Origin of the sequence: Kitasatospora sp. NPDC086791 (assembly GCF_040685975.1) — a bacterium.
Classification (GTDB): Bacteria; Actinomycetota; Actinomycetes; order Streptomycetales; family Streptomycetaceae; genus Kitasatospora.
Genome location: NZ_JBFBOC010000025.1, coordinates 40528 through 58518 on the forward strand (window position 1 = coordinate 40528; position 17991 = coordinate 58518).

General features: G+C 74.7%; 15 protein-coding genes. 6 read left to right on the plus strand and 9 right to left on the minus strand.

Annotation, left to right across the window (positions count from 1 at the left end):
• Nucleotides 1-5 precede the first annotated feature (5 nt).
• The 4 genes from AB0Q99_RS26275 to AB0Q99_RS26290 all read right to left on the minus strand — a co-directional run bounded on the left by AB0Q99_RS26275 (nt 6) and on the right by AB0Q99_RS26290 (nt 4464).
• A complete protein-coding gene (locus AB0Q99_RS26275) occupies nt 6-662 on the minus strand; it encodes a GNAT family N-acetyltransferase (RefSeq protein WP_363575758.1) in 657 nt (218 codons plus the stop codon).
• Nucleotides 659-1798: a type III PLP-dependent enzyme gene (locus AB0Q99_RS26280; RefSeq protein ID WP_363575823.1), complete on the minus strand. Its 1140-nt coding sequence runs from the start codon at nt 1796-1798 to the stop codon at nt 659-661. The genes AB0Q99_RS26275 and AB0Q99_RS26280 overlap by 4 nt, the downstream gene beginning before the upstream one ends.
• 288 nt (nt 1799-2086) lie before the next feature.
• Nucleotides 2087-3400: a DUF6271 family protein gene (locus tag AB0Q99_RS26285; RefSeq protein ID WP_363575760.1), complete on the minus strand. Its 1314-nt coding sequence runs from the start codon at nt 3398-3400 to the stop codon at nt 2087-2089.
• Nucleotides 3382-4464 (minus strand): phytanoyl-CoA dioxygenase family protein, encoded by a 1083-nt coding sequence (locus AB0Q99_RS26290; RefSeq protein ID WP_363575762.1) that lies wholly within the window; start codon nt 4462-4464, stop codon nt 3382-3384. The genes AB0Q99_RS26285 and AB0Q99_RS26290 overlap by 19 nt, the downstream gene beginning before the upstream one ends.
• Before the next feature lie 558 nt (nt 4465-5022).
• Here AB0Q99_RS26290 and AB0Q99_RS26295 point away from each other — a divergent pair.
• Nucleotides 5023-6975, plus strand: coding sequence for an FUSC family protein (locus tag AB0Q99_RS26295; protein WP_363575763.1), 1953 nt, complete (start codon nt 5023-5025; stop codon nt 6973-6975).
• A 90-nt stretch (nt 6976-7065) separates the two neighbouring features.
• Here AB0Q99_RS26295 and AB0Q99_RS26300 read toward each other — a convergent pair whose 3' ends face one another.
• Entirely contained in the window at nt 7066-8469 is a 1404-nt protein-coding gene (locus AB0Q99_RS26300; protein WP_363575765.1) for an amidase, read from the minus strand.
• Nucleotides 8470-8775: 306 nt separating this feature from the next.
• Between AB0Q99_RS26300 and AB0Q99_RS26305 the strand changes: the two genes are divergently transcribed.
• Together AB0Q99_RS26305 and AB0Q99_RS26310 are read left to right on the plus strand one after the other, a co-directional pair.
• Nucleotides 8776-10131 carry a cytochrome P450 gene (locus AB0Q99_RS26305; RefSeq protein ID WP_363575766.1) on the plus strand — a complete coding sequence of 452 codons (1356 nt, stop codon included), beginning with the start codon at nt 8776-8778 and terminating at the stop codon, nt 10129-10131.
• Between the two features lie 113 nt (nt 10132-10244).
• Nucleotides 10245-10985, plus strand: a complete 741-nt coding sequence (locus AB0Q99_RS26310; RefSeq protein WP_363575767.1) for a rhomboid-like protein — start codon at nt 10245-10247, stop codon at nt 10983-10985.
• Nucleotides 10986-11061: 76 nt separating this feature from the next.
• On the opposite strand, the gene AB0Q99_RS26315 is transcribed toward AB0Q99_RS26310, so the two are convergent.
• Nucleotides 11062-11643, minus strand: a complete 582-nt coding sequence (locus AB0Q99_RS26315) for a YetF domain-containing protein (RefSeq protein ID WP_363575769.1) — start codon at nt 11641-11643, stop codon at nt 11062-11064.
• 90 nt (nt 11644-11733) lie between these two features.
• Complete coding sequence (locus AB0Q99_RS26320) at nt 11734-12540, minus strand: LysR family substrate-binding domain-containing protein (protein ID WP_363575825.1); 807 nt, start codon at nt 12538-12540, stop codon at nt 11734-11736.
• A 67-nt stretch (nt 12541-12607) separates the two neighbouring features.
• On the opposite strand from AB0Q99_RS26320, the gene AB0Q99_RS26325 reads away from it, so the two are divergent.
• The 3 genes from AB0Q99_RS26325 (at nt 12608) to AB0Q99_RS26335 (ending at nt 15948) form a co-directional block, all read left to right on the plus strand.
• Complete coding sequence (locus AB0Q99_RS26325; RefSeq protein WP_363575770.1) at nt 12608-13036, plus strand: DUF5997 family protein; 429 nt, start codon at nt 12608-12610, stop codon at nt 13034-13036.
• Between the two features lie 229 nt (nt 13037-13265).
• Nucleotides 13266-14939 (plus strand): DUF885 domain-containing protein, encoded by a 1674-nt coding sequence (locus AB0Q99_RS26330; RefSeq protein WP_363575772.1) that lies wholly within the window; start codon nt 13266-13268, stop codon nt 14937-14939.
• A gap of 277 nt (nt 14940-15216) precedes the next feature.
• Nucleotides 15217-15948 carry a hypothetical protein gene (locus AB0Q99_RS26335; RefSeq protein WP_363575774.1) on the plus strand — a complete coding sequence of 244 codons (732 nt, stop codon included), beginning with the start codon at nt 15217-15219 and terminating at the stop codon, nt 15946-15948.
• Between the two features lie 125 nt (nt 15949-16073).
• Here the strand turns inward: AB0Q99_RS26335 and AB0Q99_RS26340 are convergent, their stop codons facing one another.
• Together AB0Q99_RS26340 and AB0Q99_RS26345 are read right to left on the minus strand one after the other, a co-directional pair.
• Nucleotides 16074-16841 (minus strand): SDR family oxidoreductase, encoded by a 768-nt coding sequence (locus tag AB0Q99_RS26340; RefSeq protein WP_363575776.1) that lies wholly within the window; start codon nt 16839-16841, stop codon nt 16074-16076.
• Between the two features lie 209 nt (nt 16842-17050).
• Entirely contained in the window at nt 17051-17983 is a 933-nt protein-coding gene (locus AB0Q99_RS26345) for an ADP-ribosylglycohydrolase family protein (protein WP_363575777.1), read from the minus strand.
• Nucleotides 17984-17991 lie beyond the last annotated feature (8 nt).

Here is a 17991-nt window from a genome sequence, read left to right on the forward strand (position 1 = left end):
GTGCATCAGACCACTTCGGCTCTGGGGTGGGGCCCGGGGATCGGGTCGGTGGAGTGGTGGAGCGACGACCGGGCGTCCCGGGCCTGCGACGGCCGGGCCGGGGCGGGGTCCAGCGGCATCGCCATGTAGACCGCCCGGTCGCCGTAGCTCGCGGGCAGCTCGATCTCGGGCCGGGCCCGGTAGCCCAGCGCGGTCCACAGCACGTGCGAACCCCGGACGGCGACGAGCGAGACGGTCCGGTGGCCGGACGCCCGGGCGGTGTGCTCCAGGTGTCGCAGCATCCGGTGGGACAGGCCGCGGCCGCGCAGTCCCTCGGAGATGACCAGGTCGTGGGCGTGCATATTGGTCGGCCGCGCGCTCCCCCGGCCGCCGTCTCCCCGCTCATCGGTGCCCGCGCGGCCACCGGCGTCCCCGCAGCCGTCGGCGGCCTCGCTGCGGCCGAGGTCCGGGCAGCGGAAGAGCGGGTACGGCAGGGCGAGCAGGTAGCCGCCCAGACCGCCCGCGTGCTCCAGGACGAAGCAGGTCTCCGGCGAGGCGCGGTGCCGGGACCGCAGCGCCTCCCGCCCCTCGGACAGGCCGCTGGCGGCGTAGGCGCGCTCCTCCAGCGCGACCACGCCGTCCCAGTCGTCCTCCCGGAGCAGCCGGATCCGGGTTCCGGTCATGCGGCACCTCCGTCGGGGCCCGGGCCACCGCCGACGCAGGTGTGCGGCAGCGGCTCGAAGCCGTTGAACCCGCGGGTCGCGTAGGCGGTGGCGTACGCGCCGCAGGAGTGGATCCAGACCGGGTCGCCGGAGCCGACCGCGCGGGGGACGCGCACCAGGCCGCCGTCCTGGGCGTAGGCGTCGTCGCTGTCGCAGGTCGGGCCGGCCACGACGGCGTTGACGAACTGGCCGCCGGGGTGGGTCGGGAACTCCAGCCGGTACTGCAACTGGTCCATCTCGTAGAGGCCGTTGAACTTGCCGCAGCTGAGGTAGAGCCAGTCCTCCCGGGTGCCGTCGAGGCGGCGGCGGGAGGTGAGCCGGGCGACGTGCGCGCGGATGGCACCGTGGTCGGCGACCAGGTGGCGCCCGGGTTCGACGAGGAATTCGAGCGGCCCGGCGTTGACGGCGCGCAGCCGGTCCATGCCCTCGCGGATCACCGCGAACATCTTGTCCAGCGGCGGGTCGAGCGGCCGGCCGCGCCGGTCGAGGACGCCGAGGGCGGGCAGGCCGCCGCCGAGGTTGATCCGCTCGGGGGTGATGCCGCGCCAGTTGAGCGCCTCCAGCACGGCGGCCAGCGACTCCACGGCGGCGCCCCAGGCTTCGGCGGTCATCTGCTGCGAGCCGACGTGCACGGACAGGCCGGAGGGCACGAGCCCGGCGGCCCGGGCTTCGCCGAGCACCCGCAGGGCGTCCTCGGGCGAGCAGCCGAACTTGTGGCTCAGGCCCCACAGGGCGCCTTCGCCGGTGGTCGCGATCCGGCAGAACACCCTTGAGCCGGGCGCGTGTTCGGCGATCGCGGCGACGTCCTCCAGGCTGTCGGTGGCGAATTCGCGGACGCCCAGTCGGTAGGCCTCGGCGATGTTGCGGTCGGACTTGACGGTGTTGCCGTAGTGGATCAGCTCGGGGGCGACCCCGGTGCGCAGCGCCTGGGCGATCTCCTGCGGGCTGGCCGCGTCGAAGCCGGAGCCGAGCGCGGCGAGGTGGTCCAGCACCTCGCCCACGGGACAGGCCTTCATCGCGAACCGGACCGCGGTGTCGGGCAGTTCGGCGCGCAGGGCGGCGTACTGGCGGCCGATGCCGTCGAGGTCGTAGATGATCCGGTCGTCGGTGGCGGCGGCGAGGGCGGCGCGGAGGGCGGTGTGGTCGTGCCGGTCGTGCCGGTCGGGGCCGGGGACGCCGGTGTGGACCGCGGTCTCGGTCGGGGCGCGGTGGCCGGGCCTCGGGTTCGACCTCGGACTCGGTACCGGGTTCGACCTCGGACTCGGTACCGGGCCCGGGGTCCGGCCCTGCGTCGGGTCCGGCGCCCGGTGCGCCGTCTGGCTGTGGATCTGGCGTGCTGTCTGGCTGTTCGTCTGGCGTATCACGTAGAGCTCCCGGTCCTCCGGCTAGCGCGGCAGCCGGTCGGCGGGGGTGGCCCTGCTCGCCCGCACCAGCGGGCCCCACGCGTCGATCAGCAGGGCGAAGTCCTCGATGTCCGACTGCGCTCGGTCGAGCAGGTGCGCCCGCAGGGGCGCGAGGTGGTCGGCGAACTCGGCGTACTTGCCGCCCAGTCGCCGGTAGCAGCGGTCGAGTTCGGCCAGCCGGCGGTGGTTCTCCGCGCGGTCGGTCGCGGCGCTGCGGCGGGCGGCCTCGGCGACCGCCTCGGGGCGCAGGTGGTGCTGCTCGTCCAGCAGGGCCCCGCCGGCGGCCTCCAGCTCGGCGTAGACCGGGTGGAGGTAGAGCATGGAGAGCAGGAACTTGGCGTAGCGCAGCTGGTAGGCGGTGAAGCCGGAGCCGGTGCGCCGTTCCGGCGTGTAGTAGTTGACGATGTGCCGGTTGTGCGTGACGCCGGGCAGGGTGGCGTCGTGCACGAGGTGGTGCAGGAAGTAGTCGCTGCCGATGGTGTCGGTGGCGGGTGGCAGCGGGACGCGCTCGTACACGTCGCGGTCGAGGCCGATGTTGCACATGTCGATGCGCCAGATGTCGGGCCGGCCGAGGACGGCACGGTCGGCGGTGAACGGCTCGGTGCCGCCGCCGATGAAGGATTCGCCGACGAGTTCGCGCTTCTCCTGTTCGTCGGCACCGGTGGGCGCCCAGAGCGCGACCACGTCGTGGTAGACCTCGGGGTCGAGTTCGAGGATCTCGCCGAGGTCGACGGAGAGTTCACCGACGAAGGAGCCGCCGACGAGTGCGACGGGCTTGTCCGCGTGCTCCGGGGCGAGGGTGTTCTCGGTGACCGCGGCGGCCGCGTCGGCGGCCTTCAGGCCGAGGGTGGCGAGCTCGTGGTCGATGGGGAAGACCGGTTCGCCGTCGAGCCATTGGTAGCGGCTGTCGGAGTCGCGGCGGTGCACCGAGGCGCAGCCGAGGGCGGCGGCGAGCAGGAACGCCCGGTTGGTGCAGGCGCCGTAGGAGACGGCGTCGGGCAGCATCAGGTCGAGCAGCTTCGCGGCGCCGGCGGCGCCGGAGCGCTCGATCACCTCGCGTAGGAAGGCGCGTTGGGCGTCCTCGTCGAGGTGGTGGACGAGCAGGCCCTCGACGGCGGGCAGGGCGGCGGCGGCCGCGGCATGCCGGGCCCGGGTGGCCGGGTCGGCGGAGTCCAGCACCAGCAGGTGCACCCGGACGCCGAACCGCCGTACGGCGTGCGCGGCTTCGGCGCCGATCGCGGTGATGGTGTCCGCGCACTCGCGGTTGGTGGGCAGGGTCAGGCAGATGTCACGCATTCCCGCTCCCCCGTGGCGTCGCGCTCGTCGAAGCTCGTGCCGGTCCAGGACCGCAGACCGAGCAACTTCTCCCCCAACTCGGTGAGTTCGGCCCGTCCGTAGCGCAGCGACTCGGGCCGGGTGGCGTCGCCGACCAAGGTGCGGTTCCAGTCCGGGGTGGCGAGCGTGCGCCAGGACTCGACCCGGGAGCGGCGCAGCCGTCCGGCCTCCTCCAGGGCGGGCATCATGGACAGGTACTGCACCGCGCGCACACCGCGTTCGGAGGTGTTGCGCTCGACGCCGTGGGCGAGCAGGCCGTTCCAGATCAGCAGGTCGCCGGCCTTCAACTCGGGCCTCACGACGGGGAATTCGTCCAGGTCGACGGCCGGGCGGATCGGGTCACGGTCGGCCGGCTGGTCGGCCTGCCACTCGTTGAACCGGTGGAACAGCTCCGGGTTGCACTGGAAGCCGCCGTGGTCGGGAGCGGTGTCGTCGAGCGCGATGATGCCCTGGACGCGCTGCGGCAGCATGCCCTGGGTGGTGTCGACGTCCCAGTGCAGTTCGATGTCGAAGCCGCGGTCGGTGGGCTCGATCAGCGCGCGGTCGCGGTTGCGGACGTTCGGCGGGTTGAGGTTGAGCCGGTCGAGGGTGACCCAGAGCTCCTCGCAGTCCCAGACGTCCACGAAGGCGTCGTAGACCCGCTGCGACTGGCGGCTGTCCCAGATGAGTTGGTGGTGGTAGGCCTCGACGAAGCCGTAGATGTGCAGGTGTCGGTCGAGTTCGTCGCGGTAGTCGCGCTCGCGGTACCAGTCCTCGGGGCGGTCGGGCGACAGACCCTGGAAGTCCCAGGCGAAGTCGAGCAGTCGGCGGGCCGCGTCGGCGGGGATCGCCTGCTTCACCACGACGTAGCCGTAGGCCTGCCAGAACGCGTAGTCCTCCTCGGAGAGCACGCGCAGTGGATGCTTCTTGCGGATCTCGCGCAGCGCGGTGCGGGCCAGGTAGCTCTCGGTGTCCGCGCTGAAGTAGGGGCGCTCCGAGGCGGCGCGGTACAGATACTCCTGGGCCTGTCCGTCTGGGCTCGGCATCAGCAGTCACTCCATGGTTCGTAGTCGACGCGGCGCTTGATTCGGCGGGCGGCGCCGGCGCGGCGGGCCGTTCGACCGCCCTCCGACCGGGTCGGGAATTCCTCCCTCGGCCCACCGGCGGTCCGCACACACTCCTTCTCGGCCGTGACCCCCGACCGCGCCTCAGCGCCACGTCAGGGAGTCAACTCGCCCGCCAGGCAGGGTCTCTCACCCCGCCTCAGGCTTTGCCGGACCACGCCCTCCACACATTGGACTAGACCAAGTAAAGGTGTCAACCCTTTCCCGCGGGTTACCGATTGGGAAAATCGGCGCAGCTCACGGTGCCTCTCGCGGTTCGCTTTATGTTTCGGAGGCGGACATAAGACGGGGTATGTTTCGGAAATTGACATAAGCGCGAGCGGTGAACCCCACCCGCCCCACGATCCGTTGTCCCCACGGTCCGTTGCCCCTGTTCGTCGTCCTCGCTCCGTCCCCGCTCCGTCCCCGCTCCGTCCCCGCGACCCGCCGCCCCGCGTGTTACGCCGGGCCCGCGGCGCCGGCCCGCCGTAGGTTGGGACCGTGCCGCGCCCAGGAGCCGCCCGACTCGCCCCGCCCAGCTGGCTGACCGAGAGCCTGCGCCCCCTGGACGCCCCGGTCCCCTGGGCGGCGGTCGCCCGCGCCTCGGTCGCGCTCGCCGCCCCGCTCGCGGTGGGCACCGCCACCGGGCGGCCCTCCTACGGCGCGCTGGTGTCGATGGGCGCACTGTCCGCGGTCATCGGGGACACCGCCGACGCCTACCGGATGCGGGTGTTCAACATCGCCGTCCCCCAGCTGTTCGGCGCCCTCGGGGTGCTGCTCGGCACCCTGGTGTACGGCACGGGCTGGACGGCCGTCGCGGTGCTGACCGTCGTCGCCCTGGTCTCCGGCATGATCTCCTCGATCGGCGCGGTCGCCTCCGTCTCCGGGCTGCTCCTGCTGCTCAACGCGGTGGTCGGCGCGGGACTGCCGATGCCCTCCCCCTGGTGGCTGCCGCCCGGCCTGCTGCTGCTCGGCGGCCTGGAGGTGCTCGCCCTGACCCTGCTCGCCTGGCCGCTGCGCCTCGGCGTCCCCGAACGGGCGGTGGTCGCCGGCACCTACCGCTCGGTCGCCGACCTGCTGACGGCCGCCGGCACGCCCGGGTACGACGAGCGGCGCCGCGAGCTCACCCAGTCGCTCAACCACTCCTACGACCTGCTGCTCGCCCGGCGAGCCCGCCGACACGGCCGCTCGCCCACCCTGGTGCGGCTGCTCGCCCAGCTCAACGCGGTGATCCCGGTGGTCGAGGGGGCCGCGGCGGCGCACCTGCGCCCGCCCGAGTACGGCCCACTGCCCGCCGCCTACCCCGCCGCCGTCCGCGCCCTGGCCGACGCCGTCGAACAGGGCCGCACCGGCCCCGCCCCCGTGCCCGACCTACCGGTGCCCGCCGGGCCGTCCACCCGGGCGCTGGTCGAGGCGATCGGGCACGCCGCCACCGTCGTGCACGAGGCCGCGCCGGACCCGTACGCCGTCGAGGACCGGCTCGGCCGGCCCGCCGGCCTGGAGGTCCGGATCCGGCGGGCCGCCCGGGCGCTCCTGCTGTCCGGCGCGTCCTGGCGCTACGGGCTGCGGCTGGCGCTGTGCATCGGCATCGCGCAGGTGCTGGTGTCGGTGATCGCGGTGCCCCGCTCGTACTGGGTGGCGCTGACCGTGACCTTCGTGATGAAGCCCGACTTCGGCTCGGTGTTCTCCCGCGCCGTGCTGCGCGCGCTCGGCACCGCGGTCGGGCTGCTGATCGCCGTTCCGGTGCTCGCCGAGGTGCCGCACGGCTGGTGGGACGTGCCGGTGATGGCGGTACTGGCGGCGCTGATCCCCGCGCTGTCCGCCAAGGGGTACGGCTTCCAGACCGCGGCGATCACCCCGGTGATCCTGCTGCTCTCCGACCTGCTCAACCACCAGGGCTTCCACCTGGTGCCGCCCCGGCTCTACGACTCGCTGCTCGGCTGCGGCATCTCCCTGCTGGCCGGCTACCTGCTGTGGCCGGAGTCCTGGCACGCCCGGATCGGCGACCGGCTCGTCGAAGCCGTCCAGGACACCGCCGCCTACGTGTCGCTGGCGTTCACCACCGGGCCGGGGCGGGACGAGCCGGCCCGGGCCCGGTACCGGCGGCGGCTCTACCGGGACCTGTCGACCGTCCGCAGCGAGTTCCAGCGGGCGCTCACCGAGCCGCCGCCGGTCGGCGCCCGGGCGCAGGCCTGGTGGCCGGTGGTGATCGCGGTCGAACGGATCGTGGACGCCACCACCGCGACCCGGGTGCGGATCGAGCACGGCGCGCCCGTCCCGACCGCGGCCGAGGTCGGTGCCGTGACCCGGGAGCTGACCGACCTCGCCGAGGCGCTGCGCACCGGTCGGCCGCTGCCGGAGGCGGAGCCGGACGCGTTCGCACCGGGCGGCGCGCTGGCCCGGCTGCACCACGAGGTGCACGCGGCCCGGTCGGTGGCCGGGCCGCCGCCGTGAGCGCACCGCGTCGGCACCGGGACCGCCCGGTCAGTCCATGAGCGCCGGGCCAGTCCGGGAGCACACCGAACCGCGCGCGACCGCGCCGGGTCAGTCCTCGATCCGCCGCCAGGGCCGGTCCGCCTCCAACGCGAACGCCAGCTCCAGCAGCACCCGTTCCTGCCCGTGCGCCGCCGACAGGTGCACGCCGACCGGCAGCCCGCCGGGCGCCGAGCCGGCCGGCAGCGCGAGGCCCGGGCCGCCGGTCACGTTGTTGACCGGGGTGAAGGCCACGTAGCGCAGCAGCCGGTCCATCAGTTCCTCGAAGTCGACGTTCGGGCTGAGGTGCCCGATCGGCGGGGCGGTGTGGGCCAGCACCGGGGAGAGGATCACGTCGTGGTCGCGGAAGGTCCGCCGGTACACCCCTTCGGCCCGGCGCAGCCGCCGCAGCACGCCCGGGGTGCGCGGGAACTCCGACCGGAACCGCCGGCGCAGCCCGGTGGTCAGGCCGTCCAGCCGGTCGGCGCGGAAGCCCGGGTCGATCAGCAGCCGGCCGGTGAGGGCGATCGCCCAGGCGATGTAGCCCCAGTAGGAGACGAAGTCGCGGGAGAACTCCTCGCCGAACGGCAGGGTGGTCGGCTCGACGACGTGGCCCATCGCCTCCAGTCGCGCGGCGGTCTCCTCGACGACCCGGCGGGTCGGCTCGTCGGTCCCGGCGATCGGCGAGTCCACCACCAGGCCGATCCGCAGCCGTTGCGCTCCCGGGCCTTCGACCAGGCCGATCGGGGGCAGTGCGGGGTTGCGGCGGTGCCGCTCGGCGGCGGCGAAGAAGGCGGCGGTGTCGCGCACCGAGCGGGTCAGCACGCCGTCGGTGACCAGGTCGATCGGGAGTTTGGCGCCCTGCGCGTTGGCGACCAGCCGGCCCCGGGTGGGCTTGAGTCCGACCAGGCCGCAGCAGGCCGCCGGGATGCGGATCGAGCCGCCGCCGTCGTTGGCGTGCGCGATCGGCACGACGCCGGAGGCCACCAGGGCCGCCGAGCCGCCCGAGGAGGCGCCGGCCGAGTGCGAGGGCTTCCAGGGGTTGCGCACCGGCTGGGCGTCGGCGAACTCGGTCGAGGCGTTGAGGCCGAACTCGGGCAGCCTGGTCTTGCCGAGGACGGCCAGGCCGGTGGCGAGGAACTGGTCGGCGAAGCGCGCGTTGCGGCGGGCGGGTTTGGCGCGGAAGGCCTCGCTGCCCATCCCGGTCGGCAGGCCGCGCAGGTCGACGTTGTCCTTGAGGTAGGTCGGCACGCCCCAGAGCGGCCCGCCGACGCCGTCCCGGCTGATCCGCGGCCGGTCGTACGCGGCGTGGGCGACCGGCAGCAGCGTGCCGTCCACCCGCGCGGCGCGGGCGACGGCCGCGCCGACCAGCTCCCGGGGGTTGACCGCGCCGGACCGCACCAGGGCGGCCAGCGCCACCGCGTCGTGCCGGCCGAGGGCGTCGTCGGTGAACGCGTGAACCCGCTCGTCGGTCATCCGAACTCCCCACTCCCTGCCGGACTTCCTGTCGTCCGGTCATCGCACCGGCCGACCTTACTGCCCGGTTCTACCGACCGGTAGTCTCGCCGGGCCCCGAGTCCGGCCGCCCGCGGCCACCACGGGACGAGTGCGCGCCCCTTACGGGCGAACGGACCGTCAAACCTTCGAGGGCGCACGAGCGTTCGGCATGCGCCCCCATGTTCACCCCAATCGCCCGTCCACGATCGTTTCGCGGGCGGCCGCCGGGAAAGATCACGGACACGAACCGTTCCGGTCCTTCCCACCCGATCCAAGGTGACGCCCGTGCCGATCCAATTCTTCCCGACCACCCGGTTCACCGCCGCCACCGCACCCGGCGGCCTCCCCCTGCTCGGCCACGCCGCCGCCTTCGTCCGCCGCCCGCTCGACTTCGTGGCCGGCCTGCCCGCCCACGGCGACCTCGTCCGGCTGCGGCTCGGCCCGCGCGACGCGTACGTCGTCTGCCACCCCGAACTGGTCCGCCGGCTGCTCGCCGAGGACGGCACGTACGACAAGGGCGGGCTCGTCCTCGACCGGGCCCGTGAGCTCCTCGGCGACGGCCTCGCCACCTGCCCCGCCACCGCCCACCGGCGCCAACGCCGCCTGCTGGAGCCCGCGTTCCACGGCAACCGGCTGCCCGGCCACGCCGCCGTGATGGCCGAGGAGATCGCCGGCACCACCGCCTCCTGGCGCGACGGCGAGGTGGTCGACGTCCCCGCCGCGATGCACCGGCTCACCGCCGCCGTCACCGCCCGCTGCCTGTTCTCCGCCCGGGAACGGGCCGGCGCGCCGCCGCTGCACGAGAGCGTGACCGCCATCGCGCGCGGCGTCGGCCGGCGCGTCGTGCTGCCGCTGCCCGGCGCCGACCGCCTCCCCACCCCCGGCAACCGCCGCTTCCGGCGCGCCCGGCAGGACGTGGAGGAGATCACCCGAGGGCTGATCGCCGACCGCCGCGCGGCCGGCACCGAGCACCACGACCTGCTCGCCACCCTGCTCGGCGCCACGGGCCGGGACGGGGACGAGAACGGACAGGGCCTGTCCGACGCCGAGCTCCACGACCAGGTGGCCACCTTCCTGCTGGCCGGCACGGAGGCCACCGCCGCCACCCTCTCCTGGGCCTGGACGCTGCTCGCCGCCAACCCGGCCGTCCGCGAACGCCTGCACGCCGAACTGGACGCCGTCCTCGACGGCCGCCCCGCCCGCCACGCGGACCTGCCCGCCCTCCCGCTCACCGCCCGGATCGTCAGCGAGACGCTGCGGCTCTACCCTCCGGTCTGGCTCCTCAGCCGCACCGTCACCGCCGACACCCGCCTCGGCGGCCACCGCGTCCCGGCCGGCGCCACCGTCCTGCACAGCCCGTACCTGCTGCACCGCCGGGCCGACGTCTTCCCCTGCCCCGACCGCTTCGACCCCGACCGCTGGCTCACCACCGCCCACCCCGCGGCCGGCACCTACACCCCCTTCGGCCTCGGCGCCCGCCGCTGCATCGGCGACACCTTCGGCACCACCCAAGCCGTCCTCGCCATCGCCACCATCGCCGCCCGCTGGACCATCACCCCCACCCCCGGCCACCCGGTCCGCCCCACCCGCGGCTCCTCGCTGTCCCCGCGCCCCTTCACGGCCGCCCTCTCCCGCCGGTAGCGGCGGCAGCCGCGGTGGCGGGCACGCGTTCGGCGGGAACGGTACTGTCACGGCGGGGGCCGGCGGGGTTGCGCCGGTCGGACTATCGGCTCGACTGGGACAGCATCAGAAACATGAACGCTCGATCACCGCAGGGGCTCCCGGCCCGGCTGCTCCGCGCCCTCCTGACGTACCCGCGCCGCTCGCCGCTGACGTTCTGCTACGTCGGCCTGCTCGTCCTCGGGCACGTCTGGGTCGAGAACCGGCTCTCCCCGGACCGGGCGGACGTCCTCCGCGACTACATCAGCACCAACCTCGACAACCTGCACGACCATCCCGTCACCGCCCTGTTCGGCAGCGCGCTGCTCTACGACGGCACGCTCACCGACTTCGCCTCCACCGGCTTCGGCGGCACCCTGATCACCCTCGGCCTCGGCATCTGCTGCTGCCTCGCCTGGGCGGAGCGCCGCTTCGGCAGCCTGCGCGCCGCCGCCGTCCTCCTCGGCGGGCACCTCGGCGCCACCCTGATCACCGCCGTCGTCATCCTGACCGCCCTGCGGCACGGCTGGTACCCGGAGAGCGTGCGCCAGGCCTCGGACTACGGCATCAGCTACGGCGCCCAGACCTCCCTCGCCTTCGCCACCGTCGCCCTGCCCCGCTGGGCCCGGCTGCCCTGGGCCGCCTTCGTGGTCGCCTGGCCGCTCTCCGGCGACAGCGAATGGCCCGGCCCGCTCCCGGACTTCACCACCGTCGGCCACCTGCTCTCGGCCGCCCTCGGCTTCGCCCTGGCCGGCACCGCCGCCGCCCTGGCCTCCCGCCGCCGACGGGCCGAGGCGGCCCTCGCCATGGCGGAGGCGGCGGAGGCGCACCCGTGACCGTCCGCACCGCCGCGCCGTCACCCCGCCAGGCCCGCACGGCGGGGTGACCCGCACGCCGTCAGCGTGAGGACCGTCAGCCCGCAGGCCGCCGCCCGTCGGCGATCTCGGTGAGCAGCCGCTCGATCGTCTCCAACCGCCGCCGCAGGTCCTCCACGTCGCCCCGGGTGGCACCCTGCCGACTCGCCTTGAGGGTGACCAGCAGCTGCCCGTCCGGCTCCAGCCGGGCCCGGGCGACGTCCGTCACGTTGTCGCCGTTCTGGATCCGGACGGCGTGCTCCAGCTCGGACGGGCGCAGCGCCAGACTGTGCAGCGCACCGGGCACCAGCGTGCCGTCCCGGACGACGGTGGTGGGCGTTCCCTCCAGGATCCGCGCGGCCCGCGGGTCCCGGGCGAGCCAGCGGGTGACGGCGGAGTTCACCGCGATCAGGGTGGCCGCCCCGATCGCGCCGCCGAGCAGGCTGTTGTCGTTGCCGATGACGGCGTTCTGCACCACGTTGGAGAGCAGGAAGATGACCACCATGTCGAAGGTGTTCAGCTGGGCCAGCCCACGCTTCCCGGCGATCCGGAACAGCACCAGGACCAGCGCGTAGACCGCGACGGTGCGCAGGACCTTCTCGACGATCGGAATCTGGACGACCACCAGGTCATGCCACACGGCCCCGCTCCTCCCAGCACGACTTCCCACCCGGACGTCCCGCCACGACCCGGCGGAACGGGGCCGACGCTACGCCACCGAACGCGGGCCCTACGACCGGCGCTTCGGCTTGCCCCGCCGGGCCGCCGCCGCGCCCCGGCCGCCGACCGACGGCTTCGGCTTCTGCCCGCCCGCCCTCGGCGCGCCCGCCTTCGCCCCGCCGGCCTTGGCCCCGCCCGCCTTCTGCTGCGGCTTGCGCTGGCCGGCCGCCGCCTTCTTCGGCTGGGGCTCGGCCGCCGGCTGCCCGGCCCCGCGCCCGCGCGAGCTGTTGACCGTACGGCCCCGGACGATCCCGATGAACTCCTCCACCAGGTCCGTCGTCCGCTCCTGCGGCCAGGACAGCGCCACCTGCGACTGCGGCGCCTCCGTCATCGGCCGGAAGGTGAGGTCGCGGCGGTGGTGCAGCCGCGCGAGGGACTGCGGCACCAGGAGCACCCCGACGTTGGCCGCCACCAGCTCGATCGCGTCCGCCGTGGTGTCCGGGCGGGCGACGGCGGGCCGCCCGGGCAGGGTGTCGGCGGTGAAGCCGAGGGTGTCGTCGAGCGGGTGGAAGACGACCTCCTCGGCGAGGTCGTCGAGCGTGACCTCCTCGGCGGCGGCGAGCCAGTGGTCCTTGGGGAAGACCACGACGGTGGTCTCGGTGTACAGCGGGATGGCGCTGAGCACGTCCTTGTCGACGGGCAGCCGGACCAGCCCGGCGTCCGCGCCGCCCTCGCGCAGGGTCCGCTCGCCGTCGCCGACCGGGACCGCGAGGAGGTCGAGCGGTACGTCCGGGAGCCGCTCGTCCCAGACCCGGACCCATTTGCCGGGGGTCACGCCCGGGACGTACACGAGCCGGAAGGAGGGGTTCACCTGCATGTCTGTCACAGGGCAAGGCTACCGACCGTGACCGGAGAAGGCCGCGCGCTCCCTTACCCTTGTCTCCATGACATCGCTCAAGCAGAAGACCAGCCAGACCATGAAGCCGGCCACGGCGGCCAAGAAGCTGGGGATCTACCTCGCCGCGGCGCCGACCGGCTTCCAGGAGGGCGTGGTCTCCCGCGAGGAGCTCAACGCGCTGCAGGCCGAGCCGCCGCAGTGGCTCCAGGAGCTGCGAAAGAACGGCCCGCACCCGCGCCCGGTGATCGCCGCGAAGCTCGGCATCTCCATCTCCGGCCTGGCCCGCGGCGGCGTGACCGAGGCGCTCACCACCGAGCAGATCGAGGCGATCAAGGCCGAGAACCCGCTCTGGCTGCAGCACGAGCGCGCCAACCAGGTCGACGTCCGCAAGGAGACCGCGCGGATCAAGGAGAAGCACGAGAAGGAGGCCGCCGCCCAGGCCGCCAAGGAGGCGCAGGCCGGCCAGGCCCGCTGACCTCCAGACCCCTGCGCAACGATGGTGCCGACGTCCGTCCCCCGGGCGTCGGCACCGTCGTGCGCGGGGACCGGCCCGCGCCGGCGGCCCGCCCGGCCCCCGGCCGCGGGTGCAACTCCCCTCCCCCGGACGTGTATTGACCGCGCCGCCGCCCGCTCCGAATAATCGGCGGGATCGGGGTGCCCCAGGGCCCCCGGACCGCACCGACCACACCGGAGCAGGGGGACCCGTGATCGAGCAGCCGACCCACACCGAACTCGCCGCGCTGGCCGACGAGTACTTCGACGCCGAGAACACCCACAACCCGTTCGACGCGACCCTCAGCGGCGTCGAGGGCTACGCCCATCTGCTGCCCGACCCCTCCCGCGCCGCCGCGCAGCACCACTGCGAGGCGCTGCGGGGCTTCAGAACCCGCCTCGCCGCGATCCCGCCGGACGGGCTGAACGGCGAGGACCGCACCACCCACCGGGTCCTCGCCCGGCTGATCGACAACGGGATCGGCCGGCTCACCCACGGGCTGGCCGAGTTCAGCGTCTCGGCGACCATCGTCGCCCCGCACAACGAGGCCATCACCTCGATCACCATGGCCCCCGTCGACCACGAGGGCGCGAACGCCTACCTGGAACGGCTCGCCGGCCTGCCCCGCTACTTCGACGCCGTGCTGGGCCCCGCCCTGGCGGCCGCCGCCGAGGGCCGCCACCCGCTGCGCAGCGGGGTCGACGCCGCCGTCGCCCAGCTGGACACCCACCTCGCGACCGCCCCGGACGAGGACGCCCTGCTGCGCCCGCTGCGGGGCCGCCGCGAGTACGAGCGCGCCCGGACGATCGTGCGCGACGCCGTCCGCCCGGCGATGGCCCGCTACCGGGCCGGGCTGGCCCAGCGGCTGGCACCGGGCGCCCGGCCCGACGACCGGGCCGGCGTCTGCCACGTGCCGGGCGGCACCGAGGGCTACGCCGACGCCGTCACCCGCTTCACCCGGCCCGGGCTCACCCCGGAGGAGGTCCACCGGATCGGCCTGGAGGCGGTCACGGCGCTGCGCGAGGAGTTCGCCGAGTTGGGCGGCAAGGTGCTCGGCATCACCGACCCGGCGGGCGTGCTGACCGCGCTGCGCGAGGACCGCTCGCTGCGCTTCGGCGGCGCGGCCGAGATGATCGCCCTGGTGGACGGCGCCCTGGAGCGGGCCCGCCGCGCCTCGGCGGACTGGTTCCGCCCGTACCCGATCGCCGACTGCGTCACCAAGGAGATCGACCCGATCGAGGCGGAGACCGCGCCGCTGGCCTACTACCAGCCGCCGGGCCCGGGCGGACTGCCCGGCACCCACTGGATCAACACGCTGCGCCCGGAGAGCCGGTTCACCTACGAGTACGAGGCGATCGCCTTCCACGAGAGCGTGCCCGGCCACCACCTGCAGATCGCCGTCGCGCAGACCCTGCACCACCTGCCGCAGTTCCGGCAGAAGCCGAGCGGCCAGCTGACCGCCCACGTCGAGGGATGGGGCCTGTACACCGAGCGGCTCGCGGACGAGATGGGGCTGTACGGCTCGGAGCTGTCCCGCTTCGGCATGCTCTCGCTGGACGCGCTGCGGGCGGTGCGCCTGGTGGTGGACACCGGGCTGCACCACTACGGCTGGTCCCGGGAGCGCGCGATGGCCTTCCTGCGGGACAACACCGCCACCCCCGAGGCCAACGTCCGCAACGAGATCGACCGCTACATCGCCTGGCCGGGACAGGCCACCGCCTACCTGATCGGCCGTCGGGAGCTCGTCCGGCACCGGGAGCGGGCCCAGGCCGCGCTCGGCGCCCGGTTCGACGTCCGGGAGTTCCACCACCAGCTGATCGGGCACGGGAGCCTGCCGCTGGGGGTGCTGGACGAGCTGGTCTCCGACTGGATCGCGGCGCAGTAGCGGCGGGGTCGCCCGCCCCCGACGAGCGGGGGGCGGGCGGGCCGGGGACGGCCCGGGGAGGGGACGGCCCGGGGAAGGGCGGGACCGGGGAGGGGCGGGACCGGGCCGGGAGCTTGCCGGACGGGGCCGGAGACGTGCCGCTGCGGAAACGATTCCGCGCGCCCGGCAAAGGCTTCCCCCGCCCGGACGTGCCATCACCCCTTCGGCCCGGTCGACACGGTAGTGTCCGCTGGCGCGGTACCCGCCATCCGGGTGACCGCTGCTCACGCACACCCAGATGGAGGAACCCGTGCCGGCTCCCGCCCGCCGCGCCCTGGCCGTGGCCGCGGCCGTCCTGCTCGCCGCAGCCGCAGGCTGCTCGTCCGGCGGCGGTCACGCCGCCAAGGGGTCCACCGGCCGCAGCTCCGCCCCGGCGGCGGCCGGCGACGCCGCCCAGCCCGCCCCCGCCGCGATCGTGACCGGCGCCGGCCCGAAGAGCTCCTACGAGGTCCAGCCGCAGCCCGCGCCGGGCAGCTGCCACTACCGGTACACCGCGGACAAGCAGCCGCTGCCCGACCCGAACTGCACCCCGGGCGCGATCAGCCCGGCGGTCACCCAGGACAACCTCAAGGACACCATCTGCAAGACGGGCGGCTACACCTCGACCATCCGCCCGCCGGCGAACCTCACCGGCAAGGAGAAGGCCGAGAACGCCAAGTCCTACGGCTACACCGGCCCGATGGGCGACGCCGAGTACGACCACCTGATCAGCCTGCAGCTCGGCGGCGACCCCAACGACGCGCGCAACCTCTGGATCCAGCCGCCCTCCCCCGGCCACGTCCCGGGCAAGGGGCCGAACAACCCCAAGGACTCGGTGGAGACCCACCTGCACACCGCGATCTGCAAGGGCCAGGTCACCCTCGCCGCCGTCCAGCAGGCGATCGCCACCGACTGGACCACGGCCGAGGTCAAGCTCGGCATCAAGTCCGGCGGCGCCCCGACCCCCGAGGCCGACGCCGACGGGGACTGACGGATCGTTTCGCCGACGGGTCGGCCCGTCGGTGGGGCGCCCCGTCGGCGGGTCGTCCCTGCGGTGGGTCGTCCCTGCGGTGGGTCGTCCCTGCGGTGGGTCGCTCGGCCCGCCGCAGGGACGGCTCAGCGCCCGAGCACCGCACCGCCGTTGACGCCGATGACCTGCCCGGTCACGTACCCGGCGGCCGGGGAGACCAGGTAGGCGACCGCGTCGGCCACGTCGGCGGGGGTACCGGCCCGGCCGACCAGGGTGTCGGCGACCTTCCGGGCATGGAACTCCTCGTTCCACCCCGCGCCGAAGATCTCGGTCTCCTCGATGTAGCCGGGCGCGAGCACGTTGACCGTGATCCCGTCCGGCCCCACCTGCCGGGCCAGACCGAAGGCCCAGCCGTGCAGGGCGGCCTTCGCGGCGGCGTAGGAGCCGGCCGAGTGCGGGCCCGCGCCGCCGCGCTGGGCCGCCGCCGAGCTGATCACCACCAGCCGCCCGCCGGGGCGGCGCAACGCACCCTGCAGGGCGGTGGTCAGCAGCACGGCGGTGAGCAGGTTGGTGTCCAGGTCGTGCCGCCAGGACCGGGCCAGGGCGGTCAGGCTGTCGTCCTCGGGCGGGGTGATGATGGCCCCGGCGTTGTTCACCAACGCGTCCACCGGGCCGAGTTCACCGATCCGGGCGGCCGCCGCGCCGACCGCCTCCGGGTCGGTCAGGTCGACCACCACCGGGACGATCCGGCCCGGCCCCACCGTCCGCTCGATCTCCTCCCGGGCCTGCTCCAGCACGGCCGCCCGGCGCCCCAGGACCACCACCCGGTACCCGTCCCCGGCCAGTCGGGCCGCGATCGCCCGGCCGATCCCGGTACCGCCGCCGGACACCACCGCGAGCCGTTCCCCCGTCACGTCGTCCCCCTCGCCCCTCGGTCCACACGGCCCGGCCCCGGACACTCCTGCCCCTTCGGCCCCGAACCGCCTCCCCGGTACCGTAGCGGGGCCCGCGAACGAGCCGGCACCGGGGGGACGGGGATCAGTGACCGGGGCCGGAGCCGGGAGACGTCCGACGCGGTCCGTCGACCGGCCGACGCCGATCCGTTGATGCCGACCGACTGGCATCAACGGATCGACGTCAACCGACCGACCAGGTCGAGCAGTTCCGCCGTCCGCCACACCCGCCCGTCGAACCCGGGCAGCGTCAGGTGCAGCGGCTCGGTCCAGCGCTCCGGCACGGCCGCCAGGCCGTAGCGCGCGCCAGCCAGACCACCCGTGACGGCCGCGACGGTGTCGGTGTCGCCGCCGAGGTCGATCGCGGCCCGGAGCGCGGCCTCGAACCCGTCGGTGGTGCGCAGCGCCCAGACCGCCGAGCCCAGACAGGGCCACACGGCGCCATTGGCCTCGGTGGCCCGGTCGGGATGCCAGTCGGGGGCCAGCACGGTGGCGTAGCGCTCGCGGCTCTCCGGGTCGACGTGGGCCAGGACCTCGGGGATGCCGTCGAGCGGGTCGGCGCCGTCGAGGGCGAGGCGGACCAGCTCGTGGAAGATCGCCGTGCCCTCCCAGGCGGCCCGGTCCCCGTGGGTCAGGGCGGTGATGCGACGCCCGGCGTCCATGGTGGCCTGCCGCCCGGCGCGGGCGAAGGCGACGGCGGACGTCGAGGCGCGCATCAGGGCGCCGTTGCCGGCGGCGCGCAGGGTGGTGTTGAAGTGGACGGCGGCCGCGAGGTCCCAGGGCAGGCCGCTGGTGAGGACGGACTCGGTCTGGATGCCGATGTCCTTGGGGTCGGCGGCGGCCCAGCGGCGGAACCGGTCGAAGATGTCCGGGAGGTCCAACCCGCCCCGCTCGACCAGGGATTCCGCGACCAGAACGGCCATCTGGGTGTCGTCGGTGGCCTCGCCGCGGTCCCAGCCGCCGCCCGCGACCAGCTCCCCGGGGGCGTCCGGGAAGCGGGCGGAGAAGGCTCCGGCCGGGCCGAACTCGTAAGGGGCGCCGAGGGCGTCGCCCACCGCCGCGCCGAGGACGGCGCCGGCCGCCCGACCGCTCCAGGCCGTCACCGCGCACT

Bases quoted from the DNA above. Each gene is read 5' to 3' on its own strand.
- AB0Q99_RS26320 (WP_363575825.1), bottom strand. From the start codon at position 12,540: ATGCAGGTGAACCCCTCCTTCCGGCTCGTGTACGTCCCGGGCGTGACC.
- AB0Q99_RS26300 (WP_363575765.1), bottom strand. From the start codon at position 8,469: ATGACCGACGAGCGGGTTCACGCGTTCACCGACGACGCCCTCGGCCGG.
- AB0Q99_RS26335 (WP_363575774.1), top strand. From the start codon at position 15,217: ATGGAGGAACCCGTGCCGGCTCCCGCCCGCCGCGCCCTGGCCGTGGCC.
- AB0Q99_RS26275 (WP_363575758.1), bottom strand. From the start codon at position 662: ATGACCGGAACCCGGATCCGGCTGCTCCGGGAGGACGACTGGGACGGC.
- AB0Q99_RS26325 (WP_363575770.1), top strand. From the start codon at position 12,608: ATGACATCGCTCAAGCAGAAGACCAGCCAGACCATGAAGCCGGCCACG.
- AB0Q99_RS26290 (WP_363575762.1), bottom strand. From the start codon at position 4,464: ATGCCGAGCCCAGACGGACAGGCCCAGGAGTATCTGTACCGCGCCGCC.
- AB0Q99_RS26310 (WP_363575767.1), top strand. From the start codon at position 10,245: ATGAACGCTCGATCACCGCAGGGGCTCCCGGCCCGGCTGCTCCGCGCC.
- AB0Q99_RS26285 (WP_363575760.1), bottom strand. From the start codon at position 3,400: ATGCGTGACATCTGCCTGACCCTGCCCACCAACCGCGAGTGCGCGGAC.